At 67.8% G+C, this 23,070-nt stretch carries 23 protein-coding genes and 2 pseudogenes; 10 read left to right on the top strand and 15 right to left on the bottom strand.

The features are described from left to right. The first annotated feature begins 234 nt into the window (after nt 1-234). Nucleotides 235-1,389: a dTDP-4-amino-4,6-dideoxygalactose transaminase gene (gene rffA, locus ACFFRH_RS25695; protein ID WP_386160101.1), complete on the top strand. Its 1,155-nt coding sequence runs from the start codon at nt 235-237 to the stop codon at nt 1,387-1,389. Beyond that, a pseudogene (locus ACFFRH_RS25690) lies at nt 1,389-2,099 on the top strand (GNAT family N-acetyltransferase); the annotation flags it as partial. The gene rffA and the pseudogene ACFFRH_RS25690, both read left to right, overlap by 1 nt. Before the next feature lie 31 nt (nt 2,100-2,130). Here ACFFRH_RS25690 and ACFFRH_RS25685 read toward each other — a convergent pair. Next, nucleotides 2,131-3,135, bottom strand: coding sequence for a glycosyltransferase family 2 protein (locus ACFFRH_RS25685; RefSeq protein ID WP_386160099.1), 1,005 nt, complete (start codon nt 3,133-3,135; stop codon nt 2,131-2,133). 80 nt (nt 3,136-3,215) lie between these two features. Here ACFFRH_RS25685 and ACFFRH_RS25680 point away from each other — a divergent pair, with 80 nt between their 5' ends. The 3 genes from ACFFRH_RS25680 to rfbB all read left to right on the top strand — a co-directional run bounded on the left by ACFFRH_RS25680 (nt 3,216) and on the right by rfbB (nt 5,855). Beyond that, on the top strand, nt 3,216-3,680 hold the full coding sequence (locus ACFFRH_RS25680; RefSeq protein WP_386160097.1) for a GtrA family protein: 465 nt from the start codon (nt 3,216-3,218) through the stop codon (nt 3,678-3,680). Nucleotides 3,681-3,813: 133 nt separating this feature from the next. Then, nucleotides 3,814-4,881, top strand: a complete 1,068-nt coding sequence (locus ACFFRH_RS25675; RefSeq protein WP_386160095.1) for a glucose-1-phosphate thymidylyltransferase — start codon at nt 3,814-3,816, stop codon at nt 4,879-4,881. Then, entirely contained in the window at nt 4,878-5,855 is a 978-nt protein-coding gene (gene rfbB, locus ACFFRH_RS25670; RefSeq protein ID WP_386160093.1) for a dTDP-glucose 4,6-dehydratase, read from the top strand. The genes ACFFRH_RS25675 and rfbB overlap by 4 nt, the downstream gene beginning before the upstream one ends. 44 nt (nt 5,856-5,899) lie before the next feature. Here the strand turns inward: rfbB and ACFFRH_RS25665 are convergent, their stop codons facing one another. Next, nucleotides 5,900-8,008 carry a DUF4082 domain-containing protein gene (locus ACFFRH_RS25665; protein WP_386160091.1) on the bottom strand — a complete coding sequence of 703 codons (2,109 nt, stop codon included), beginning with the start codon at nt 8,006-8,008 and terminating at the stop codon, nt 5,900-5,902. 644 nt (nt 8,009-8,652) lie between these two features. Between ACFFRH_RS25665 and ACFFRH_RS25660 the strand changes: the two genes are divergently transcribed. Further along, a complete protein-coding gene (locus tag ACFFRH_RS25660) occupies nt 8,653-9,912 on the top strand; it encodes a nucleotide sugar dehydrogenase (protein WP_386160089.1) in 1,260 nt (419 codons plus the stop codon). 27 nt (nt 9,913-9,939) lie between these two features. On the opposite strand, the gene ACFFRH_RS25655 is transcribed toward ACFFRH_RS25660, so the two are convergent. Then, nucleotides 9,940-10,266, bottom strand: coding sequence for a carboxymuconolactone decarboxylase family protein (locus ACFFRH_RS25655; protein ID WP_386160087.1), 327 nt, complete (start codon nt 10,264-10,266; stop codon nt 9,940-9,942). A 278-nt stretch (nt 10,267-10,544) separates the two neighbouring features. On the opposite strand from ACFFRH_RS25655, the pseudogene ACFFRH_RS25650 reads away from it, so the two are divergent. Continuing rightward, nucleotides 10,545-10,919 (top strand): annotated as a pseudogene (locus ACFFRH_RS25650) (glycoside hydrolase family 3 N-terminal domain-containing protein); the annotation flags it as partial. Here the strand turns inward: ACFFRH_RS25650 and ACFFRH_RS25645 are convergent. The 10 genes from ACFFRH_RS25645 to ACFFRH_RS25600 form a co-directional block, all read right to left on the bottom strand. Then, nucleotides 10,873-11,346, bottom strand: coding sequence for a gas vesicle protein K (locus tag ACFFRH_RS25645; RefSeq protein WP_386160085.1), 474 nt, complete (start codon nt 11,344-11,346; stop codon nt 10,873-10,875). The pseudogene ACFFRH_RS25650 and the gene ACFFRH_RS25645 overlap by 47 nt on opposite strands. Next, the gene (locus ACFFRH_RS25640) at nt 11,343-11,621 is read right to left on the bottom strand and encodes a gas vesicle protein (protein ID WP_386160083.1); all 279 of its coding nucleotides are present in this window, start codon (nt 11,619-11,621) and stop codon (nt 11,343-11,345) included. The genes ACFFRH_RS25645 and ACFFRH_RS25640 overlap by 4 nt, the downstream gene beginning before the upstream one ends. Then, nucleotides 11,611-12,414, bottom strand: a complete 804-nt coding sequence (locus ACFFRH_RS25635) for a GvpL/GvpF family gas vesicle protein (protein WP_386160081.1) — start codon at nt 12,412-12,414, stop codon at nt 11,611-11,613. Before ACFFRH_RS25635 ends, ACFFRH_RS25640 begins: the two co-directional genes overlap by 11 nt. After that, entirely contained in the window at nt 12,407-12,826 is a 420-nt protein-coding gene (locus tag ACFFRH_RS25630) for a gas vesicle protein (protein ID WP_446697425.1), read from the bottom strand. The genes ACFFRH_RS25635 and ACFFRH_RS25630 overlap by 8 nt, the downstream gene beginning before the upstream one ends. 1 nt (nt 12,827) lies before the next feature. Beyond that, nucleotides 12,828-13,280, bottom strand: a complete 453-nt coding sequence (gvpO, locus tag ACFFRH_RS25625) for a gas vesicle protein GvpO (RefSeq protein ID WP_386160079.1) — start codon at nt 13,278-13,280, stop codon at nt 12,828-12,830. 45 nt (nt 13,281-13,325) lie between these two features. Next, entirely contained in the window at nt 13,326-13,547 is a 222-nt protein-coding gene (locus tag ACFFRH_RS25620; RefSeq protein WP_386160076.1) for a gas vesicle protein GvpG, read from the bottom strand. 42 nt (nt 13,548-13,589) lie between these two features. Next, the gene (locus ACFFRH_RS25615) at nt 13,590-14,324 is read right to left on the bottom strand and encodes a GvpL/GvpF family gas vesicle protein (protein WP_386160074.1); all 735 of its coding nucleotides are present in this window, start codon (nt 14,322-14,324) and stop codon (nt 13,590-13,592) included. Between the two features lie 160 nt (nt 14,325-14,484). Then, on the bottom strand, nt 14,485-14,928 hold the full coding sequence (gvpJ, locus tag ACFFRH_RS25610; protein WP_386160072.1) for a gas vesicle protein GvpJ: 444 nt from the start codon (nt 14,926-14,928) through the stop codon (nt 14,485-14,487). A 36-nt stretch (nt 14,929-14,964) separates the two neighbouring features. Continuing rightward, nucleotides 14,965-16,128 (bottom strand): SRPBCC family protein, encoded by a 1,164-nt coding sequence (locus ACFFRH_RS25605; RefSeq protein ID WP_386160070.1) that lies wholly within the window; start codon nt 16,126-16,128, stop codon nt 14,965-14,967. Nucleotides 16,129-16,133: 5 nt separating this feature from the next. Then, nucleotides 16,134-16,859, bottom strand: coding sequence for a hypothetical protein (locus ACFFRH_RS25600; protein ID WP_386160068.1), 726 nt, complete (start codon nt 16,857-16,859; stop codon nt 16,134-16,136). Nucleotides 16,860-17,479: 620 nt separating this feature from the next. Here ACFFRH_RS25600 and ACFFRH_RS25595 point away from each other — a divergent pair. Then, the gene (locus tag ACFFRH_RS25595) at nt 17,480-18,172 is read left to right on the top strand and encodes a hypothetical protein (RefSeq protein WP_386160066.1); all 693 of its coding nucleotides are present in this window, start codon (nt 17,480-17,482) and stop codon (nt 18,170-18,172) included. Nucleotides 18,173-18,348: 176 nt separating this feature from the next. Beyond that, nucleotides 18,349-21,117: an AAA family ATPase gene (locus ACFFRH_RS25590; RefSeq protein WP_386160064.1), complete on the top strand. Its 2,769-nt coding sequence runs from the start codon at nt 18,349-18,351 to the stop codon at nt 21,115-21,117. Nucleotides 21,118-21,345: 228 nt separating this feature from the next. Here the strand turns inward: ACFFRH_RS25590 and ACFFRH_RS25585 are convergent, their stop codons facing one another. Further along, on the bottom strand, nt 21,346-21,576 hold the full coding sequence (locus tag ACFFRH_RS25585; protein WP_386160114.1) for a DUF397 domain-containing protein: 231 nt from the start codon (nt 21,574-21,576) through the stop codon (nt 21,346-21,348). A 33-nt stretch (nt 21,577-21,609) separates the two neighbouring features. Further along, nucleotides 21,610-22,434 (bottom strand): helix-turn-helix domain-containing protein, encoded by an 825-nt coding sequence (locus ACFFRH_RS25580; RefSeq protein WP_386160062.1) that lies wholly within the window; start codon nt 22,432-22,434, stop codon nt 21,610-21,612. 192 nt (nt 22,435-22,626) lie between these two features. Between ACFFRH_RS25580 and ACFFRH_RS25575 the strand changes: the two genes are divergently transcribed. Further along, nucleotides 22,627-23,034 (top strand): ATP-binding protein, encoded by a 408-nt coding sequence (locus ACFFRH_RS25575; RefSeq protein WP_386160060.1) that lies wholly within the window; start codon nt 22,627-22,629, stop codon nt 23,032-23,034. The last annotated feature ends 36 nt before the right edge of the window (nt 23,035-23,070 follow it).

Here is a 23,070-nt window from a genome sequence, read left to right as displayed (position 1 = left end):
CCACGATCGGACGACTGCGCGAACGCTACGGGGTGCGCTGGCTCTTCGTCGACGAGCGCCGCACCGGCCGGACCTCCAGGATCGGGGACTTCGCCGAGCTCCGGTTCCGCTCCGGCGACTGCGCCGTCTACCGAATCCCGGACGGACCGGTGTGACCTAAGGCTTGCGTAATGGATCGCCAAGTAACGACGGCGCGACGCGTGTCTGACGGTCCTTTCGTTGTTCACTTCGGCCGTGAACGCAACCGATCTGAAGACGATCCCCTTCAACCGGACGCACATCTCGGTGAACGAGCTGGATTACCTGGGGGAGGCCGTGCGCCGACGATCCACCTGCGGAGACGGGCCGTTCACCCGGCGGGCCGCCGAGATCCTCGAAAAGATCACCGGGGCGGGCCAGGCGCTGCTGACCACCTCCTGCACGCACGCGCTGGAGATGTCGGCGATCCTCCTGGATCTCCAGGCCGACGATGAGGTGATCATGCCGTCGTTCACCTTCATGTCGACGGCCAACGCCTACGCGCTGCGCGGGGCCGTCCCGGTCTTCGTCGACTGCAGGCCCGACACCCTCAACCTGGACGAGCGGCTGATCGAAGCGGCGATCACCGATCGCACGCGGGCCGTCGTGGTCGTCCACTACGCGGGCATCGCGTGCGCGATGGAGGAGATCGCCGAACTCTGTGACCGGCACGGCCTCACCCTCATCGAGGACAACGCCCACGGCCTGGGCGGGTCCTACCGGGGCCGGCCACTCGGATCGTTCGGCAGCATGGCCGCGCAGAGCTTCCACGAGACGAAGAACGTGCAGTGCGGGGAGGGCGGCGCGCTGCTACTGAACGATGCGGGCCTCGTCGCGCGTGCCGAGGTCATCCGGGAGAAGGGCAGCGACCGCAGCCGGTTCTTCCGCGGCCAGGTCGACAAGTACCGATGGGTCGACATCGGCTCCAGCTACCTGCTGTCCGACGTCCTGGCCTCACAGCTGACCTCGCAGCTGGAGTCGTTCCACGACATCCAGTCCCGGCGCCACGCCGTCTGGTACCGGTACCACGAGGGCCTGGCGGACTGGGCGATCGAAAACGGGGTCTCCCGGCCGGCGATCCCGGACGGCTGCGCGCATCCGGCGCACCTGTACTACCTGCTCCTCCCGGATCTGGAGAACCGCCAGGCCTTCATCGGCCATCTCCGGAGGGAAGGCGTGCAGGCGACGTTCCACTACCAGCCCCTGCACACCGCGCCCGCGGGGGCGAGGTTCGGCCGCGTGGCCCCGGGGGGTTGCCCGGTCGCCGAGAGGGTCGCCGACCGCCTCGTACGGCTGCCGCTCTTCGCCGACCTGGACGAGACCGGCGTGGCGCGGGTCATCGACGCCGTCCAGTCCTACGAGGTGAGTTGATGGCCTGGCGCGACGTGATCGAGGCCCGGGCCGTGGGGGCCGTGGAGTCGCCGCTGGAATCGGCCCGGTTCGGATGTTCGGTGGAGCGCCTCACCGTCCCCGTCGAGTCCGAGGCGCCGTTCTCCGTAGTCCGCGAGGCGATCCTGGGGTCGGTCGCGGACGTCGTCGTGCTCCGGTATCCGGCTGAACACGTCGGCTGGTTCGCGAAGCTGACCACGCTCGGCCGAACCGCCGTGTTCGCGGACTCCCTCGCGTACTGGCGCCTGCGCGCGGGAGAGGGACGCGGGCCTGCTCCGTCGCCAGAGCTGCGGACGGCGGAGCCGGTCGGTCCCGCCGCGGTGAAGGCACTGGTCTCCGACATCTTCGGCGCCTACGGGAACCACTATCTGGCCAATCCGCTGTTCGACGCCGCCGAGGCCCTGGCGGGCTACCAGGAATGGGCACTGAGGTCGTCGACGGAGGGGGAGTGCCTGGTACTGGAGGATCGAGGCGCGAAAGCGGAGGGGCCCCGCCTGCTCGGGCTGGCCACGTTGGAGGAGGACGGTTCCCGGACGGAGATCCTCCTGGCCGGGGTGATCTCCGGATCACAGGGGCGTGGTCTCTACGCCCATCTGCTCAGGGCCGTCGAGGACCGCGCGCTGGCGCGTGGCGCGACAGAGGTCGTCATCTCCACCCAAGGACACAACACGCGGGTGCAGCGGGCATGGGCGAGGTACGGATTCGAGCCTGTCCAGACCTTCCTCACCGTTCATCTGGTCCGGAGCCGGCTCCTGCGTGTGCGGGAACGCCAGGGCCGCCGGGCCGCCGGGGAAGGCCGGCGGCGGGCGATCCGGCGCGCTCGCGCACCACGTACGTCGGGCGGCCCATGCCGTTTCCGTGAATGCGGCCGATGTACTCGCCGAGGAGTCCGATGGACACCAACTGGGCGGACGAGAAGAGCGCGACCATCGAGGCGACGGTGGTGAATCCGGCCACCGTGGTGTCGCCCGCGGCGAAACGCCACAGGACCGCGCCCCCCAGCAGCAGGCCGATCATGCCGATCAGGAAGCCGAGATAGCTCGCCGCGCGGAGCGGAGCCGTGCTGTAGCCGAGGAGCATGTTCATCGCATGCCCGATCAGCAGGCGCGGCGTGTAGTTCGATCGCCCGTGGTCGCGCTCGTTCATGTGCACGCCGACGGAGCCCACCCGTGTGGTGGCCCACGACAGGGCCACGTCGATCGACGCGTGCGGCCCGGACAGGTCGGTGAAACCGTCGCGGGTATGCGTGCGCAGGGCACGAAAGGCGCTGATCGTACGCGCGGTGCGGACGCCCAGTGCGCCGGCCATGGCGGCCTTGACGGACCGGGACGCGAGACTCCGCAGGAACCCGTGCTCCTCGCGGTGCGGGACGCCGTACACGAGGTCGAGGCGGTCGCCTTCGAGGGCGGCGAGCAGGAGGGGGATCTGCTCGGGCGGATGCTGCAGGTCGTCGTCCATGGTGACGATGACCTCGAAGACCGCCTCCCTGATGCCGGCGACCAGCGCGTTGTGCTGCCCGTAGTTTCTGGACAGCCGAAGCGCCCGGACGGCGTCGAACCGGTGGGTCAGCTCGACGGCGGTCTCCCAGGTGTCGTCCGGGCTTCCGTCGACGACGAGGATCACCTCGTACTGGACGGACAGGCCCCGAAGGACGGGCACGAGCCTGTCCACCAGCGCCGGAAGGGTTCGCGCTGAGCGGTAACACGGAATAACCACCGACACCGACATTAATCCCCTGATTATTTCTCGTCGCCTACTACAATCCTGTTTCATCGCAATGTCAGATCATGATCCGGAGCGGCTGTCGTATGGTTGAAGTCGAAAGTGGAACCGCTCATGACAATAACTCGCATTTCGGGCGGCCGGCTGCGATCTCGGCCTTTGGTGGCCACCGCATCACATATCTGATCGCCGGCGCCATGACGGCTATGGTCTATTACGCTCTTCTTGGCCTAGGATTGCTGGTCGTTGAAGATGGCGTTCCTTATCTTTTCCTGGTCGTGGTCGGTCACTTGATGACCGTGGTGATCGTCTACCCCTGGTACAGGCTGGTGGTCTTCCGTGACTCCGGGTATTCCTGGCTGGTCGGCTACCTGCGGTTCTACGTGGTCGGGCTGAGCTTCCTCGTGGCGTCCGTCATCGGGGTCCCGCTTCTGGTGGAGCTCGCCGGGATCCCGATCCTGGTGGCTCAGGGGATGGTGATAGTGGCGAGCCCGCCGCTGAGTTATGCGATAAACCGGAGGTGGGTGTTCCGCGAGCGAGGAAAAGTGTGAAATCGGCAACACGACGTACGCTCTTCAGTAAAGGCGCGAGCCGGTGAGGAGGCATTGATTTCGGCTCCCTGTAAAATCTGGCGGGCATGTGGCCGTACGGTCACGTGTTCTTCGCGGAAGGACTCAGAGAGCGTTGAAGGCACTCGTTCTGGCGGGCGGCAGGGGAACGAGGCTGCGCCCGCTGACCCATACCTCGGCGAAACAACTGGTCCCGGTCGCCAACAAGCCGGTGCTCTACTACGGGCTTGAGGCGATCCGGCAGGCCGGCATCACCAGCGTGGGCATCGTCATCGGCGACACGGGCCACGAGATCCGGGACGCCGTGGGCGACGGCTCACGGTTCGGGCTGGACGTCACGTACATCCCCCAGGAGGCTCCCCTCGGGCTGGCGCACTGCGTCCTGATCGCCAGGGAGTTCCTCGCCGACGAACCGTTCGTGATGTATCTGGGGGACAACTTCCTGGTGGACGGCATCACCGACCTGGTGGACGCCTTCCGCCTGGCCGACCACGACGCGCAGATCCTGCTCACCAGGGTCGCCGAACCGCAGTTCTACGGAGTGGCCGAGATCGGGCCGGGAGGGGAGATCCTCGGGCTGGAGGAGAAGCCGGAGCACCCGCGCAGCGATCTCGCGATCGTCGGGGTCTACATCTTCTCCCCGGCGATCCACGGGGCGGTGCGGGCGATCACCCCGTCGGCGCGCGGCGAGCTGGAGATCACCGATGCCGTCACGTGGCTTGTCGCCAACGGCTTCCGGGTCCACTCGCACCTCGTCAGCGGCTACTGGAAGGACACCGGACGCCTCCAGGACATGCTGGAGTGCAACCGCATCGTCCTCGAACGCGTCGAACCCGCCAACAGGGGCACCGTGGACGACCTGAGCGAGATCACCGGGCGGGTGGTCGTCGAGCCGGGCGCGGTGGTGGAGAACTCGATCCTCCGCGGGCCGATCGTGATCGGCGCGGACACCAAGATCCTCTCCTCCTACGTCGGCCCCTTCACCTCGATCGGCTCCGGCTGCCTGGTCTGCGGCGCCGAGATCGAATACTCCATCGTGCTCGACGGTTCCTCCGTGCAGGGCGTCTCGCGGGTCGCGCACTCCCTGATCGGGCGCAACGTCGAGGTCAGCCGCGCGGCCGGCGTGTCCAACACCCACGAGCTCATGGTGGGCGACCACAGCAGGATCCAGGTGCGCGCATGAGAGTCCTCGTCACCGGCGGAGCCGGGTTCATCGGGTCCCACTACGCCAGGTCCCTGCTGCTCGGCTCCTGGCCCGGCTGCGAGGACACGCGGGTCACCGTCCTGGACAAGCTCACCTACGCGGGCAACCTCGCCAACCTCGCCCCCCTCGACGGTCACCCCGGTTACGCGTTCGTGCGGGGCGACATCACCGACGCGCGGCTCCTCGCGGACGTCGTCCCCGGCCACGACGTGGTCGTGAACTTCGCGGCGGAGAGCCACGTCGACCGGTCCATCGCGGGCGCGGGCGACTTCGTGACGGCGAACGTGCTGGGGACCCAGAGACTTCTCCAGGCCGCGCTGGAGGGCGGAGTCCGCACGGTCCTCCAGGTCTCCACCGACGAGGTGTACGGCTCGATCGAGGAGGGGTCCTGGAGCGAGAGCGAACCGCCGCTGCCGAACTCGCCCTACTCGGCGGCCAAAGCGGGGGGCGACCTGCTTTGCCGCGCCTACCACCGCACCCACGGGCTCGATGTCCGGGTGACCCGCTGTTCCAACAACTACGGCCCCTACCAGCATCCCGAGAAGCTGATCCCGCTCTTCGTCACCAACCTCCTCGACGGCGAGAAGGTCCCGCTCTACGGTGACGGGCTCAACGTGCGCGACTGGCTGCACGTCGACGACCACTGCAGGGGCATCCAGACGGTGCTGGAGAAGGGGGCGCCCGGCGAGGTCTACAACATCGGGGGCGGTGTCGAGCTGACCAACCGGGAGCTGACCGGGCGGCTGCTGGCCGCGCTCGGCGCGGGATGGGAGGCGGTCGAGCCCGTGGCCGACCGGCTCGGGCACGACCGCCGCTACTCCGTCGACTGGACGAAGATCCGGGCCATCGGCTACGAGCCTCGCAAGGACTTCGGCGACGGCCTGGCCGAGGTGATCCGATGGTATCGGGACAACCCGCGGTGGTGGCGCCCGCTCAAGGAGCGGACGCCCTGACTCCTGACCGGTGCCGCGAAGGCGCCGGTCAGGAGAGCCCCGCGTCAGCTGTGGAAGATCGGGTCGACCCAGTAGTTCGTCGCCTGGTAGGAGTTCGTCGGGAAGATGTTGCTCGCGCTGTAGGTGTAGACGCCGTTGCCGCCCGAGGCGCCGTCGGCCAGGGCGGTGAGAGCGCCGTTGACGTACTGAGAGGTGAAGTACGGGCGGTCCGTCGAGTAGTTGCCGGAGGGGGTGTGGTAGGAGGCGATGTAGGTGGTGCCGCCGGTGATGGCGACGGGTTGTGAGAAGTTGACCTGCTGCCAGCCGGTGGCGGTCTCGCCGGTGAAGACGGCACTGGCCAGGAGGGCGCCGTCGCTCCCCCACAGGCTGGCGGTGTGGGTGCCGGTGTTCTGTGCCCCCTTGTAGAACCGGATCCCGCTCACCTGCCCGTCCGTCGCCGCCTGGAACTTCACGCCGAGGACGACCCCCTGCGGGTCGGGCTGCGAGGGGACGCTGGGCACCGGCACCCTGTCCCACAGGCTGTCCGTCGGGACGAACACGACGTCGACCCAGTAGTTCGTCGCCTGGTAGGAGCTCGTCGGGAAGACGTTGCTCGCGCTGTAGGCGTAGACGCCGTTGCCGCCCGAGGCGCCGTCGGCCAGGGCGGTGAGCAGGCCGTTGACGTACTGAGAGGTGAAGTAGGGGCGGGTCGTCGCGTAGTTGCCGGCCGGAGCGTAGTACGAGACGACGTAGGTGGTTCCGGCAGTGAGCACCACCGGTGTCGAGAAGCCGACCTGTTGCCAGCCGCTGGCGGTCTCGTCGGTGAAGGTGGCGCTGGCCAGGAGGGTGCCGCCGCTCGTCCACAGGCTGCCGACGTGGGTGCCGGTGTTCTGCGCCCCCTTGTAGAACCGGACGCCGATCGCGGTCCCGCTCTTGGCCGCCTTGAACTTGACGCCGAGGACGACCCCGCGAGGATCGGACTGCGCGGGGACCGTGGGGACTCCCGCACTGTTCCACAGGCTGTCGGACATGCTCTGGTTGACGGTCGGTGACGTGCTCGGTGCGAAGTGGATCAGAGCTTCGTTGTCGAAGGTGTCACCGCCGAGATAGACGGCGACGATCGGGTGATTTCCCCCGGAGAGGTCGGAGACCGTGATGGTGGCGGGGACGCCGTTGGTCTGGAAGGCCGAGCCGAGGACCGTCGAGCCGTCCTTGAAGACCACCTCGCCGGCGGGCACGACGGTGCCGCTGACCGCGTTCACCGTCGCGGTCAGGACGACCGGGTCCCCTCTCCACGCGGGGTTGATCGAGGAGGTGAGGGTGGTGGTGGTCGGCGGATCGTTCGGCACGGTGAGACGGGTGTACGGCAGGCTGTTGGTGCCCTGGATGGCGACCGTGTTGTTGAGCGCGAAGACTCGGCCGTTGACGTTGGCGCCGCTACCGACCGTGACCGAGTTCTGCGCGAGGAGATTGCCGCGGAAGGTGCAGTACGTGCCCAGGGTCGCAGAGCCGCTGATCTGCCAGAAGAGGTTGTTGGCCTGGGCTCCGCGCAGGAGGCTGATGTTGCCGATGTTCGCCACGTCGAGAGTGGACGCCTGGAAGATGAAGACGGCGTTCGGGTCGCCCTGCGCGTCGAGGGTGAGGGTTCCGCTGATCGAGAACCCCCCGCTGACGGAGTTGTAGACACCCGGCCCCTTGGTCGTCCCGCCCAACTGGGCGGCCACCGTGGCGTCGGGCGTGCGCCCGGCGGCGTCGTTGTAGGCGCTGACCGCGTCGGCGATGGCCTGCGCCGCGGCGGCGTTCCCTATCTGCTTGGAACCGGAGACCGTGCCGGGCGGAAAGCCGGTCACCGTGCTTCCCGGGCTCACTCCCAGGTTGCCGGTGACCGTCGTGAGGTTCACGTTGGTGACCGCGGCCCCGGCCAGCACTCCGAACGGCGCGGCGTTGCCGATGTTCACCGGAGCGGCCGCGCTCGCGCCGCCGGGGGTGCCGATGAGCGCTCCCATCGTGAGGACGGCCGCCATGGCGGTCTTCAGCAGGACACGCCCGACGGCACCTCGCGGGCGGGGCCGGCGGAGCCGGAAGAGCGGCCGGCTCCGGGTCCCTCTGGTGTCGATCATGGTCACGGTCGTTTCGGCCATCTGGTCGAGCGCGTCGCGAACAGGTTTGGACATGCGACACAACTCCTCACTGGTCTCGTGATGCGTCAGACGTCCGGGGTGGTCCGTCGCCTGTGATCTGTCATGAATGAAATTCAATTCCTTTATCGGCCTTCTGTGCGATTTGTCGTGTTAAGCGCAAGGGGCGAATAAAGGTGGATGGTGAGAGAAAATATTGGGATGTCATCACGTCACTGAAAGGCGTCACGTGACACGCCGATGACTTTGCCGTGGACGTTGGCATTCCGGGCCCACGTGCGGCCAGGAAGAGCACATGTTGACGCTCGACTGATGGAAAATTTACTTAATAATACTTCCGGATATTACTTGCTTTTTGGTGCTAAAACGGCGCCGATCCTGATCGAATGGATGTCCGTGTGTGGGTGGAGGCTGGCCGGTTTTCTTCCGTGGGCCCGCTGGTCCGCCTGCCGACCGTCCGCGATGTGAACATAAAAGGTATAAATGCATATTTGAAATGATTGTTTGGCGTTTCAGGGTTTTGTTTCTGGTATCGATGGCCGATCCGGTCTCGTGCGCCGTGCTTGAGCAGCCCTGGACTCCAAGCGACACGCCCGGACAGCGGTGGGATCGGTGGTGCGGGGAAGCGGGACTCCTACAGTCGAGGTCGTGTCTCATCCCGAGTCGACAGGGGTTCTGCCGTGAGAGAGAAGCTGGTTGTGATCGGCCAGGGGTACGTCGGCCTGCCACTCGCGATGGGGGCCGTCACAGCAGGCTTCGACGTCGTGGGAATCGATCTGGACGAGTGGCGGGTCAAGCGCCTCAACGCCGCCGAGTCCTACGTCGAGGACGTCGGTGACGAGACGCTGTCCCTGGCTCACCGGTCCGGCCGATACCTGGCCAGCACCGACTACGCCGCAGCCGAGGGGTTCGACGTCTGCGTGATAACCGTGCCGACACCGTTGCGCGAGGGCGTTCCCGACCTGCGCCACATCGGCGCGGCGGGGGAGTCGCTCGCCCCGCTGCTGCGGCCGGGCGTCACGGTGGTTCTGGAGTCCACCACCTATCCGGGGACCACCGAGGAGTATCTGCTGCCGCTGCTGGAGGAGGGCTCCGGACTGTGCGCGCCACGAGACTTCCATCTGGGCTACAGTCCGGAGAGGATCGACCCGGGCAACGCGCGCTGGCGCCTGGAGAACACGCCGAAGGTCGTCTCCGGGATCGACGGGGTGTCCCTGGAGAGGGTCAGGGCGTTCTACGCGCGGATAGTGGACGAGGTGGTTCCGGTCTCCTCGCCGCGGGTGGCCGAGTTGTGCAAGCTTCTGGAGAACACCTTCAGGCACGTCAACATCGCCCTCGTGAACGAGCTGTCGATCTTCGCGCAGCAGCTCGGCATCGACGCCTGGGAGGCCATCGACGCCGCCTCCACCAAGCCGTTCGGCTACCTGCGCTTCACCCCGGGACCCGGCGTCGGCGGGCACTGCCTGCCGATCGACCCGTCATACCTGTCGTGGAAGGTCAAGCGCAGCCTGGGGCACAACTTCCGGTTCGTGGAGCTGGCCAACGACATCAACGACCACATGCCGGACCACGTCGTGCACCGGATCGGTCTCGCGCTGAACCGGTCGCACAAGTCGATCAACGGCAGCCGGGTGCTCGCCCTCGGCCTCGCGTACAAGAAGAACGCCGGAGACTGCCGTGAGTCGCCGGCGATCGACGTGGTCAGGGGCCTCGGCAAGCTGGGCGCGGACGTGCGGGCCGCCGACCCGCACGTGGACTGCTTCCTGTTGCCGCAGGGCGTCGAGGTCGTCGCGTTCTCGGAGCGGGAGCTGGCGGCGGCGGACGCGGTGGTGGTCCTCACCGACCACGACTGCTTCGACTACGAGCTCGTCCAGCGGGCGAGCGCCCTCGTCTTCGACACCCGCAACCGCTGCCGGGGGCCGAACGTCGAGAGGTTGTGATCTCAGAAGACCGTGATCTCGCGGGCGTCAGGACCTCATGACGCGGGCGATCAGCTCCTCGACCTGGCTGTTGAGTCTGCCGCCCCGGGGCCATCCCGCGTAGTGGGTGAGAAAGACGACGATCTCGCGAAGCTCGTCGGGGGTGAGGTCTCCGGTCCGCAGCGCCGCGTCCAGTTGGAGGCCGACGTCCTCGTTCATGCCCTGGCCGACGAGCAGACCGATCAGCAGCATGCGCCGGTCGCGGTTCGAGATCCCCTCCCGGGACCACACCTCGGCGAACAGGTTCTCGAAGGTCACCCCGAAGAGGTCGCCGGGCTCGTTCTCGCCGTGTTCCCAGCCGTAGACCTGTCTCATCGAATACCTCCGTGTGGAAGCCCCCCGGCAGTCGTTCCCCGGCGGGAGCGGCCAGTGGAGTCCTTACCCCGCCTACCCCACCGCTTCCGGCGTCAGGGAAAGATCTTTTTTCCCTGAAGTTCCGATATGTAGATGTATTTCGTATCAGAGATCATCCTGCGTTACACACGCGGGCTCCGATCGGCGGTGAGCCGGCGACGGCCGGCGGCCCCGTGTCCTGACCGCCGACGGTCCGGCAAAGCCTCGTCGCGGAGGCGCCCGGGCCCGACCTCGCCGACGCCTGCCGGAACGCCTCCGTCGCCACCCGCGCGAAGATCCCCGTCATCTGGGGCACCGACGCCGTCCACGGCGACAACAACGTCTACGACACCACCGTCTTCCCGCACGACATCGGGCTGGGCGCCGTCCAGGACCCGTGTCTCGTACGCGACATCGGGGCGGCGACCGCCCGGCAGACGCGCGCCACCGGCCAGGACCGGGCGTTCGCGCCCAGCGTCTCCGTACCCCTCGACGACCGGTGGGGCCGCACGTACGAGGGCTTCTCCGAGGCCCCCCGGATCACCCGGGCGTACGGGTACGAGCCGCGCCCACCGGACGCGGCGGGTGTCAATCGGTGGGCAGGAGGGTTCCGAGCGGTCCGAGGTCGAGGTTGAGATCGGACGGCGAGAGCTCGAAGCGCTCACACAGCTCGGTCATGGCCTCCTCAAGGCGCATCAGTGTCACGCCCAGCACCTCCACCTGCTCGTCCGAGAGGTCCCCCTGCTCCATCCGGCGCACACACTGGCGTTCCACCAGTTGCCGTATCAGCTCCACGAGGGTGAGCACGAGGCGGGACAGGTCCCGTCCGACGGCCTCGGGGTCGGTGTTCACCTTCCAGCGGACGGTCCGCGCCGGTCCTCGCGCGTTCCCGGCCGTGCCCACGGGGGTGGTTCGCGTGACCTTGAACCGCCTCCTCGCGGTGGGGCGGAGTCGCTCCCGGGTGACACGGGGATCCTCCGTGCCGCTGAGGTCCTCCCCTCGGAGGTCGCCGGGGAGACGGTTCGCGTCGCTCGCCCGAGGGTCGCGGGGGAGGCGGTTCACAGCGCTCCCCCCTTGTCGCCGGAGTCCCACGGGAGTGCGACCGCGCCGGGTGGGTGGGCGGACGGGATCGGCTCTGAGGCCCTTACGGAGGTGATGAGGGCGCGCAGGGAGATGCGGACGAGGTCGATGTCGGCGATGGACAGCACGAGGTCCCCGCTCACGACCACCCCGCCGGCCAGCAGCCGGTCGAGCAGGTCCACGAGTGCCACGCGCTCAGGGGGGAGGCGTCCCTGGGCGGCGAGTTCGGCGCCTCTCGGATGGTGGTCACGGGTCATCGAGTGTCTCCGCTGTCTCCGCGTGGGTCGGGCCGAGGTCCACCGAGGTGAAGGAGTACGGTGCCCAGGGGCCGGTGAGCTGCATCTCGATCCCCTCGTCCCGCAGCGCGTCGACGGCCGCGACGAACTGCTCACGGCGGTCCTCGGCGACGAGGTAGGCGCCGTTGAGCAACATCGTCTCCTCGCGGCCGGACAGTCGCGGGTCCTGCGGCCGATGGCGGTGGCCGGCGACCGAGACGGACAGCAGGGTGGCGTGGATGTCCTCGGCACGCCGCGCCGCCAGGCGCCAGGCGTCCTCCTTGCCGCGCAGGCTCGCCTGGCGGCGCTTCAGGTACGCCGTTCCCGGGCTCTTGGTCTCGGCGGGGACCTCCTCGGCGGGAGGGGCGTCCTCGCTCGGCTTCGCATACGCCTTCACACCCCACTCCCTGCATCCGGTGACATGGGCAAGCACTTCGGTGAAGTCATCGTGTCTGCAGCGGAGCAGGTCACGGACCTGGTCCTCGCTGCTGTAGACCGTCACCAGCCGGACCGGGGCCGTGGGAGCCTCCTTCGCCACGGCCTCCACGACACGATTGTGAGCGCGGGCCGTCCCTTCGACCCAGTCCAGGTCCTCCAGGGAACGCCGCAGCGGCTCCTCGCCGAACTCCTCCAGGGGCACCGGGCTCACGTACGCGACCAGGCCCTCGTGGGTGATCGCGCGCACCGGAGCTCCGGTCACGCCCGCCACATCCTCCGGGAGAGCGTGACCCACATCCTGGGCGATCGCGTAGAGATACGTGCCCGCCTCAGCCATCGCGCCCCTCTCTGAACCTTCCGGCCGATCGAGGCTCCTGGGCGTCACCGGGCGAGCCTCTGTCGAGGGAGCGGCGCCGGGTGCCCTCCATCTCCTTGCCGCCCTCCACGGTGGACAGCCGGTCGCGGAGGACACGGTTCTCCTCGACCAGGTCGCGGTCACGGGAGGTGAGCCACGGATCGTGTTCCCACCAGTCGATCCCCAGCTCCCGCGCCGTGTCGACCGAGGCGATGAGCAGGCGCAGCTTGATGGTGAGCAGCTCGATGTCCAGTAGGTTCACGCGGATGTCGCCCACGATCACCACGCCCCTGTCGAGCACCCGCTCCAGGATGTCGGCGAGGTTGGCGGAGGACCCCCCTCCGCCCGAGGAGCGCGGGAAGGCCTCACCGGAGGAGCGCATCACATCGGCCACGTCAGCCCCCCTCACCACCGTCTGCCCGGCCGCGCCTGTAGCGCTTCACCCTGCGGTACGACAGCAGGTCGCCGGTGGCGTCCAGCTCGATCTGGTAGAGCGACAGCATGTCGCCAGAGGAGGGGATGTGACGGCTCTCGACGGTCTCGACCTCGACCAGCCAGCCGTCCTCCGTCCGTCGTACCAGCGTCACCCCCTCCACATCCTTCGAGGTCAGGTTGACGATGTGCCGCAACCCGGCCGCTCCGGCGGTCGCCGCGGACAGGGCGGGGGAACGCCGTCGCGGCTTCTTCGCGGGCTCGTCCTCCTCGTCCTCCTCCTCGTCCTCGTCCTCGTCGAGGTCCTCATAGGGCTCCTCGTCCTCGTCCAGGGCTTCGTCGAAGGTCTCGTCGCCGGCGGTTTCGTAGGAATCGTCGGCGGAGCGTTTCTCACGGGTTCCGCGCCTGACAGGCATGGGATCATTCCCCTCGTCGTCTCCGTACCGATGCGGTCCTACCGGCTAGGCGAGCAGATCTCCGAGGATCCGCTCCGTCTCCGCGGCTTCCTCCTCCTCGGAGATCTCGCCAGAAGCCCTGGCCTCCTCCAGTTCCTCCAGGCGGCGCCTGATCGCCGTGGGGCTCCGGAGTTCCTGCTCGGCCTGCTCTTGAAGCAGCTCCGCGAGCCGGACCAGCCCGCGCAGCGGCGCGAGCGGCAGGCCGAAGATGAACCCCAGTGGGTCCACGATCGATCACCTCCCTTCACGTCCTGCCTCTACGTCCTGCCTCTACGTCCTGACGAAGTCGTACGGTGCCAGCGGGCCGAGCAGGCGCAGTTCGACACGGCCGGCCCACCGGGTCCCGAACTCGTCCACGACCTTCCTGATCTCCGGCCCCCGGTCGGTGTCCGCGAGCAGGGCCACGTGGACGGCGTCCCGCTCGTGAGTGGGCTCGCGCACGAGGGCGGAGACGCAGAGCGGGTCGAAGGCTTCGACCAACGCGTTGGTGTCGGCCTCACGCTTGGCCGCGATCGACATGTTGATCAACTCTCCGAGCCGTATCCTCGTGTCCCACGTCGCCTCCTCGGGGCGTCCGTGGATCGCGTCACGCAGCCGCGCGATCTCCGGATCCTCGTCGAGCACCTCCCGCAGGATGGCCCGTTCGACGTAGCGTCCCTTCAAGACGTACTCCGCGCGTCCTTCCAGTTTGTTCAGCGTGGCGAGGAACTCGTCATGGTGGGGGGCGAGCAGTTCGTCGACGACCGCCCGAGGGTCCGTCACCACCGCTCCGAAACGCAGGGGGAGCACGGGCACCTCCGCGGCGGTGGTGTCCAGCAGTCGCTGGTGGGCCGTGAGGTCGTCCGGCCTGCCGAGGGGGCGGTCGGTGGAGATGTCGCTCACCAGGGCGGCGATCTCTCCGTGACGCACCAACTCGACCACGTTCGGCGGATCTCCCACGCCCCGGGTACCCGGGGTCAGCTCGACGTCGGACGGAATGATCCCGTACACGTAGGTGCCGGTCACGCTCCCGGGGGCGTCGTGTCCTTTGGGCCGGGGTTCTTCGGATCGGGCCGTGGCGGCCCGTTCGGTGCGACCGGTGTCGTGCCGTCCGGCCGTCCTGCGGGTGTCGGTCCCAGGGCTGTCTGATCGGACCGTCTCGCGCTTTTCGGTGGAACCGTGCATCTCACTCCTCCCTGCGCCGTTTGCGGCGGGGCGCCGGCTCACGCTCCTCGTCGGCCTGCTCGAACTCGCCTTCGTCCTCGTCCTCGCCGACCGTCAGGCCTTTGAGCTTCTCCCCTGCCGCGTCCAGCACTCCCTGCGTCGCGCCCTTGACCTTCGTCTTGCTACCGCTCTCCGTCATGCTCTCCACCAGCTCCGGCAGCCCCTTCTGGTTGCCGGTCTGGGAGAGGTCGAGGCGGTTGACGGCCTCGGCGAAGCGCAGGTAGGTGTCGACGCTGGCCACCACGACGCGGGCGTCGATCGTCAGCAGCTCGATCCCGACCAGGGAGACCCTGACGTAGGCGTCGATCACGAGTCCCTTGTCGAGGATCGTGTCGATGACGTCGGCCAGTCCCGACGAGGACCCGTGACCGCTCCCACCGGCGCCCGAAGGTTGAAGGACGGTCATGGCGTCTCCTCCCTGGTGTTCCCGAGACCTCTCAGGTCACGTACGACTGGCTGCCCTGCGGCGGGCGGGGCGCTTGGGCTGCTCCTCCGCGCTCTTGGAAGCGGCGGACCTGCGACGCTGCGGGCGCCTGGGCGGCTCTTCCTCTTCTTCTTCTTCCTCCTCTCCCTCGTCCTCCTCGGCCGCGCGTTCCTCCTCGGGCTCCTCTTCCTCCTCCTCGGGCTCTTCTTCCTCTTCCTCTTCCTCCTCCTCCTCGGGCTCCTCTTCTTCCTCCTCCTCTTCCTCGGGCTCCTCGGGCTCCTCTGCCTCGCCGGTCTCGGCGCGACCCTCCTCAGAGCCCTTCTCGGCCTTCTCCTTCTTCTTCTCCTCCTCCTCCTCCTCGCGGAGCGCCGTCTCCTGGTCCTTGACGACCTTGCTGTCGCGGATCTCGCCGCGCCACCCCTCCAGGTCGTCGGGATGTAGGAGCACCCGGCTCATGACATGCCGCCGGAAGTGCTTGAGTTCGAGGCGCGCGCGTCTGCCCTGGGCGCGCCACAGGTTGCCGGTGCGCTCGAAGAGGCCCTGCGGGTAGTACTCCAGGACGAGCAGGACCCGGGTGAGGTCGGGAGTGATCTCGTGGAAGGTGACGGCGCCGTCGACGTGCCCCTTCTGTCCCTTCGACCGCCAGATGATCCGCTTGTCTGGCACCTGTTCGAGGATCGTCGACTCCCAGGTCCGGTGGGACAGGAAGATCTGCGCCTTCCACTCGAGCTTCTCGTCGGACTTCTGGTCGACGCCCTCGACCTTCTTCATGAAGCTCGGGAAGTCGCCGAACTGGGTCCACTGGTTGTAGACGATGCGTACGGGGGCGCCGACATCGATCGTCTCGATGATGTTGATCATTCGCAGCTTCCCGCCCTTTCCACCTCCCGAGAACTTCTTGGCCAGGCCGCCGATCGCCATCTTGCCCAGGCCCTTCACCATGCTTCCGGCGATCGCCGTTTTAGGGTTTTTGGAGCCGGTCAGCGCGCTGAGCAAGCCGGACGAGCCGCCTCCGGCGTAGTCGGTCAGCCGACCGGTCACACCCTCGACCTTTCCGCTCACCGACGACAAAGCCCGTTCCCCGAGGGCCGACACGAGGTTCTGGAACTCCTGTTTGAGCTGATCGGTGACTGGCTCCTTGCCGCCCTCACTCTCGGGACGCTTCTTCGAGGTCTCAGCCATCTAGGTCACCTCCGTGCCTTGGCGGGCGTCGGCTTGGTGCGGGAAGAGGCCGATCCACTCCGGGAGGGTGGGCGGCGCTTGGACTTGGCCTGTGGCTCCTCTTCCTCCTCGTCTCCGGAGTCCCGCGGCGCCTGCCGGGTGGGCTTGGCCGCCGGCTTACGGCGCTCGGAGGAGACGGGGCGCCTGCGGACGGGCGGGGCTTCCTCCTCTTCTTCCTCTTCCTCCTCTTCCTCGTCCGTCTCCGGCTCGTACTCCTCTTCTTCCTCCTCTTCCTGCTCCTCGTCTGCCTCCGATTCGTACTCGTCCTCCTCCTCGTCCCGTCGCCGGGCCTTCCTGCGGGACAGGATGCCCTTTATGCGTCCGCGGTGTTCCTTGGGCTCCTCGCCCTCGCCCTCTTCCGGTTCTTCGCCCTGGTCCTTCAGCGGGTTGCGCAGGGACTCCGCCCGGTCGTGGAGCCTGCCGCTCAGCGAGTCGATCTGCTTGCTCACCGCGGCCTTGGCAGCGGCCTTGCTCGCATCCACGAGATCGCCCCGGATGCTTTCGGTGATCTTGGCCAGTTCGGGGGAGGAGCTGAGCACCTTCAACCCCTGCTGCAGAAGGTCGCTCTGACCGGCGCTCAACCGGCCGGTCGCTCCGGCGACGGCCATCGCCATCGCCAGTCGCAGCTTCTGGCGTCGCCCCAGGAGGTAGCCGCCGGCTACGGCGAGGGCTATCCGTACTTCGTTGTTCACGATCATCACTCCTTGTCGGCCGTTTCGTCGTGCGCTCCACTCCCCGAGGGGTTTTCACAGGCACGTCACCGAGGAAGGCGGAATTTATGGCGTTTTGTGCCCTTCTCGCTGAGGACATAAAACGCCACATTTTATGAATTATATGCTTTGTACCCCGAAAGAGCTGGTTAAAGGTACATATGGGTAAAAAGGCAACAAAAGGGGCATTGCTCTACCCGGAAGCGTTCCGTGAGCCCTTTCGCATCCTCCGTTGGGGACGGCCGTGGCTTCGGCCGGAGCCCGCCCGTGGGCGATCGGAATCCACGGGGTGGCCGGAGTGTCTTGCGCCGGTGCCGGCCCTCTCTCGGTGCGGCACGGCACGGTTCGGCGTGTGGTGCGGTTCAGGGATCATCCGGTCCGGAGAAAAGGCAGAGCGGGTCCGTTCGCCCTCTGTTCTGGGGCGGAGGTTGGAGGTTCAATGATGTCGGGAATCCAACAGCGGCATTGTGTAACGAGTGAGGCCGAGATCCCGGAAAGATTTGGTCAAGATTTTCGGAGTTCGGTGAGCCAGGACAGGAGAGAGTCGCTCGAAAAACGGGCACAACCACCTCGTTAACCCGTAAAGCGGAGGTATAGCCCTGGTGAAAAGATCAAGGGCCGGGTTCGCCGTGGTTGCTGTGGCGGTCGTCTCCGCCATGGTCGGCGGGCTCACGGGATGCGCACGTGCCGAGTTCACCTACGTCCGCCACGACGACGGGCAGACGTACTTCAAGGTTCCGGCGGCCTGGCGGAAGGTCGACCAGGCCGCGCTGGACAAGGCGACCATCGGGGCCGATCCCGAATCGGCCACCGCACGGTTGCGCAGGCAACTTATCTGGTCGGCCGCCTATGACGCCCACGCCCAGCCCTCTCCAGACCACCTTCTCGGCTACGGCACCGGAGACGAGCCGTTCGTCTTCGCCCGGATCGCCAAGCTCCTCCCCGAGGAGCAGGACTCGCTGTCCCTGAACACCATGCGCAACTCCGTCCTGCCCGTCACCGAGACGGTGCGCAAGGAGTACGCGGAGATCCCCGGTTATCCGTTGCGGGACTTCGAGCTGCTCGCCGACGAGGTGCTCCAGCCGGGAGACGGCCTGCGCGGGGTGCACGTGCGGTTCAACTACGCGATCCAGGGGGCCGGAACCGAGACCTTCGACCTCACCTCCTACCTGGCCGAGGACGGCAAGCAGATCTCCACCCTGCTGATCCGCTGCTCGGCCGCCTGTTACCGGAAGCGCGCCGGGGAACTCGAGAAGATCGCGCAATCCTTCAAGGTCAAGCGACTCACCGGGTGAGGAGAAGCCCGTCCATGAAGTCACCTCCACCGCCCCCCAACTTCGAAGGACTCCGGGCTCCCGGTTCCGGTCCGACGGATCCGCACCCCGACAAGCGTAAGAAGATGCCGTTCTGGGACCGGATTAAATTCCTGCTCATTCTTACGATCATCTATTTCATTCTGGTGTGGAGTGAGATGGCCTCATATGAGGGCATCATCACGTTCCAGGATGCGATGATCATCACCGCGGTCGCGGCGCCGTGGATCTTCTGGCTCCTCGGGGCCGAGTTCCTGCGGCAACTCCACTTCTTCGTCAGCGAGCGTTCCGCCGGATACAACCGGTTCTGGACGCGCGGCGTTTTCGGTGGTTTCGAGCGCTGGACCCATCGCCGCTTCTCCGACTGGAACCGTTTCAGGATGGCGCGCGCCATCAAGTGGGTGTTCTGGATCGCGGTGCTCGCCCTCATTCTCGGCGAGGTGCTGGAGACCTCCCCGGCACTCGCGCTCTTCCAGGCGCCCGCGCTGCTCTGGCAGGCGCTGCCGTACGTGGCGCAGCTCGCCTTCGCGTTCTTCTTCATCGCCTTCCAGTTCATCGGCCTGTTCTGGCTGCTGTCGCGGGGCGGCGTGGAGACGTACTTCCCCGACGACATCAAGACCCGCTTCACCGACGTCTGGGGCCAGGACCACGTCGTCGAGCGGGTCAAGGAGAACATCGTCTTCCTGGAGAGGCCGGACGCGATCGAGGAGCGCGGCGGCTACGTGCCCAGCGGCCTGCTGTTGTGGGGCCCGCCGGGCACCGGCAAGACCCTGATGGCCGAGGCCGTGGCCGGGGAGACCGGCAAGCCGTACGTGTTCGTCGACCCCGGCGCGTTCGTCAACATGTTCATGGGCATCGGCATCCTGAAGGTGAAGTCGCTGTTCAGGAAGCTCCGCAAGCTCTCGCTGCGGTACGGCGGCGTGATCGTCTTCTTCGACGAGGCCGACTCCCTCGGCAAGCGCGGCTCGCTGGCGCAGCAGGGGCCCAGGGGCGGTCCCGGGTTCTCCCCGCACACCGCCGGATGCCACGGCTTCGGCTACCTCAGCGAGGACACCCGGTGGTTGCTCACCCGCAAGGGCGCGGCCGAGCAGAAGGAACCCGACACCGGCCGCAGCCGCTTCATGATGGGCGGCATGGGCGGGGGCGGCGGCGACCCGGGCACGCTGCAGGCGCTGCTCACCGAGCTGTCCGGCCTGAAGAAGCCGAGGGGCATCGTCAACCGGCACGTGCGAAGGCTCTTCGGCATGCGGCCCAAGCCGCCGCCGAAGTACCGGATCCTGGTCATGATGGCCACCAACATGCCCAACTCGCTGGACGAGGCGCTGTTGCGGCCGGGCCGTATCGACCGCATCTACAAGGTGGGCTACCCGTCGAAGGCGGGCCGGGTCCGCACCTACCGCGGCTACTTCGACAAGGTCGACCACGAGCTGACCGACGCGCAGCTGGACAAGCTGGCGACGATCACGCCCTACGCCACCGGCGCCACGATCAAGGACCTGGTGAACGAGTCGCTGATCACCGCGATCCGCGACGGCCGGGAGGTCATCACCTGGTCGGACGTGACCCGCGCCAAGCGGCTCAAGCAGCTCGGGCCGCCCGAGGACGTGGAGTACATCGAGCGCGAGCGGCACGCGGTGGCCGTGCACGAGGCCTGCCACGCCGTGGCGGCGTACCGCACCCGCTACCACCTCGAGATCGACATCGCCACGATCGAGAAGGGGGCCGACTACCTCGGCATGGTCGCGAGCATCAAGCCCGAGGACCAGTTCACCCGCTGGAAGTCCGAGCACGAGGCCGACATCATGGTCTCGCTCGCCTCCCTGGCGGGGGAGCGGATGTTCTTCGGCGAGGACAACTCCTCCGGTGTCTCCGGCGACCTGTTCTCCGCGACGTACCTCACCGCGCTGATGGAGGCGCACTGGGGCATGGGCCGCGGGGTGACCTCGGTGCCCGCGCTCCAGGAGCTGGAGATCTTGGGCGGCAAGTCGATGCCCAAGCCCGGTGGCGGGGGCATCGGGTTCACCAAGGCGCCGGGCGGTAGCCAGCCGCTCGCTCCCGACGTGCTGGGCGAGCGCATCGAGTTCAACCTGGTGGGCCTGCTCGACCGGACCGAGGAACTGCTGCGCGAGCACCGGCGGGACGTCCTGTGCCTGGCGCACGCGCTGGAGGCGCACAAGACGCTTAACGGTGACGACGTGGTCGCGATCCTGGAACGCAGGCGGGGGCCGCTGATCGACGGCTCCGTCTACGCCTCGGAGGGCTTCTACGAGGAGATCGAGGAGTATCACCTGGAGGCGGCGCGGGCGCACCGCGAGCACAGCCACGTGGCGCGCGCCCTGCCCGTCCCGCCTGCGCTGCCCCGGCTCGAACCCGCCGCGGTCATCCACGGCGCGGTGCTCACGGGCAACGGCAACGGTTCCGCGGTGCCCGGCACGATGCCGAACACGCTGGCGGGCACGGTGCCGGCCGCCGCGTTCCCGGTGGCCGGGAGCGAACCCGACTTCGTGCCCTGGGGCGACGACGCCCCGGCGCGCCGCCCGTCACCACCGCCCCCACCGCCGCCCGCCCCCGCGGCGCGCGGCGGGAAACTGCGGACGGTGTTCGTGATCGCGGCCAGCCTGGCCGCGCTGGCGGCCTTCACGGCGCTGGGCACCTACGTGTTCAACGGCGGGACGGTCACGATGAGCGGGGCGGGCTCTCCGGATTCCGGCACGCTCGCGGTGGTGTTCGTCGCCGTGCTGGCGGCGATCGTGGGGGCGGCCATCGTGGCGGCGGTCACCCGGGGGGCGCAGGCGGCCAAGGCCAGGGCCGAGGCCCAGCGGGACAGCGCCGTGGAACGAGCCCAGCTGCTCGCCGCGGCGATGGACCCCGAGGTCGCGATGCGGATCCTCGGCTACAACGGCAACGACGAACGCCCCCCGCGCTGAGGTCCCCCTGCGGGCGCGAGGCGCCGAGAGACGAGATGGATGACTGATGACTGATACGAGTAACGCACGACGAGTGACGGGCGGATGACGGATGACGAGTGACGGGCGACGAGTAGCGCACGACGAGTGACGGACGGATGACGAGCACAGCCCGCCGGGCCGGGGCCGCGGGCGGGCTGTGGTCGGAGGTTCCGGGGAGACCGTGAGGCTGGTCTCCCCGGAGGTCCGTCAGTCGAACTCGCCGTCCTTCACGCCGCCGACGAAGGCGTCCCACTCGCTCCGGGTGAACGCCAGCGCCGGGCCTGCCGGATCCTTGGAGTCGCGGACGAGATACAGCTGGTCGGCGTCCGCCTTGTGCCCGGCGACCACAGGGTCACCGGGGACGACCGCCACCTCCACGCAGTTGCCTCCGTTGGTGCTGCGGCCGCTCTTGCGCCACTGGGCGCCGGACAGATCCATCGTGGACCCTCGCACTTTTTCTTCCTTCTACAGCTAGGGGGAGGAAAACCTTCTCGCCATCTGGGCGATGAAGGCCGCCGACGCCTCCTGGCTGAGAGCCATGGCGCAGAGGCTCTCGAACATGGAGGCGTATCGGCTGACTTGCTCGGGGTCGTCCGGCACGTTCCCGCTCGCGGCCTGCTCCAGGTAGAGCAGGTCGGGAGCCTCGGGCTCGGGGAAGCTGAGCAGGCAGAACTGGCCGTCCATCGCGGGGTGGGCACCCGCGGAGAACGGGACGACCCGTATCTCCACGTTGGGCAGCCCGCCGAGGTGGACGAGGTGCTCCAGCTGCTCCGACATGATGTCGCGTCCGCCGATCCGGCGCCGGATCACCGCTTCGTCGAGCACGGCGACGAGGTGGATCGGGTCACCGGGCCCGTGCAGCAACCGCTGACGCGAGATGCGCACGGAGACCGTCTCCTCGACCTTGGAGGGGATCTGCACTACTGAGGTCGCCTTGGTCACCGCACGTGCGTACGGTTCGGTCTGCATCAGGCCGGGGACGACGAGCGGCTCGTACGAGCGCACGAGCGACGCCTCCGCCTCGAGCCCGATGTAGGAGTCGAAACCGGGTTTCAGGGTCTCGCGGTGGGGGTGCCACCAGCCCCGCCTCCTGGCTTCGACGGCCATCTGGATCAGGGAGTCTCGAGCCTCCCCGGTCACGCCGTACACATCGGTGAGGGCCGACACGTCCGAGGGGCGAGGCCGGGACAGGCCCGTCTCGTACCTCCAGACGGTGGTGTCGGTGGAGCCGATCCGCTCGGCCACCTCCAGCCGGGTCAGCCCGCTGTCCTTTCGCAGACGGCTCAGCTCAGCCATCAGACGGCGATGACGGGCCGTGGGGCTGCGTCGAGAAGCCACGCATCTACCTCCCTCCGTCCTTTGATAGCAAATCTGCGGAATCCCAACATGAGGTATTGCAGTCCTTGATAGAACAGTTCACCGTGAGTGAGTGTGCCATCTCACAGGGCGATGTGCATGGAATATGCGTGTCAGGGAGTGAGGTCAATCATGACGACCGGACGGCGGGCCGTCTCACCTCGATCAACGGTGACCCTCAAAGGGGTTCCGGAGTCGGTGTCGGTGGCGCGGAGCCGGGTCAGGGAGCTCCTCGGTGAGGGGCATCCCGCGTCCGACGACGTCGTCCTCCTGGTGAGCGAGGTGGTGACGAACTCGGTGCTCCACTCCGGTTCCGGAGAGGGCGGCGAGGTCGCGATGACGGTGGCGGTGGGATCGGCCGCGGTGCTGGTCGAGGTCTGCGACGCCGGGTCCGGAGCGTCGGCGCCGCACGTGCGCAACGACCCGGAGGCGGAGGGCGGGCGGGGCATGTTCCTGGTGGACCTGCTCGCCGACAGCTGGGGCATCCAGGACGACGCCCCCGAGGGATCCAGGACGCTCTGGTTCGAGATCGGTTTCTGAATCCGGTCCCGCTGCCGCCCCGCTTCCGTCCGGCCG

It is taken from the genome of Streptosporangium vulgare (assembly GCF_042428775.1).
In the GTDB taxonomy this organism is placed as follows: Bacteria; Actinomycetota; Actinomycetes; order Streptosporangiales; family Streptosporangiaceae; genus Streptosporangium; species Streptosporangium vulgare.
This window is presented reverse-complemented; position numbering and strand designations above follow the sequence as displayed.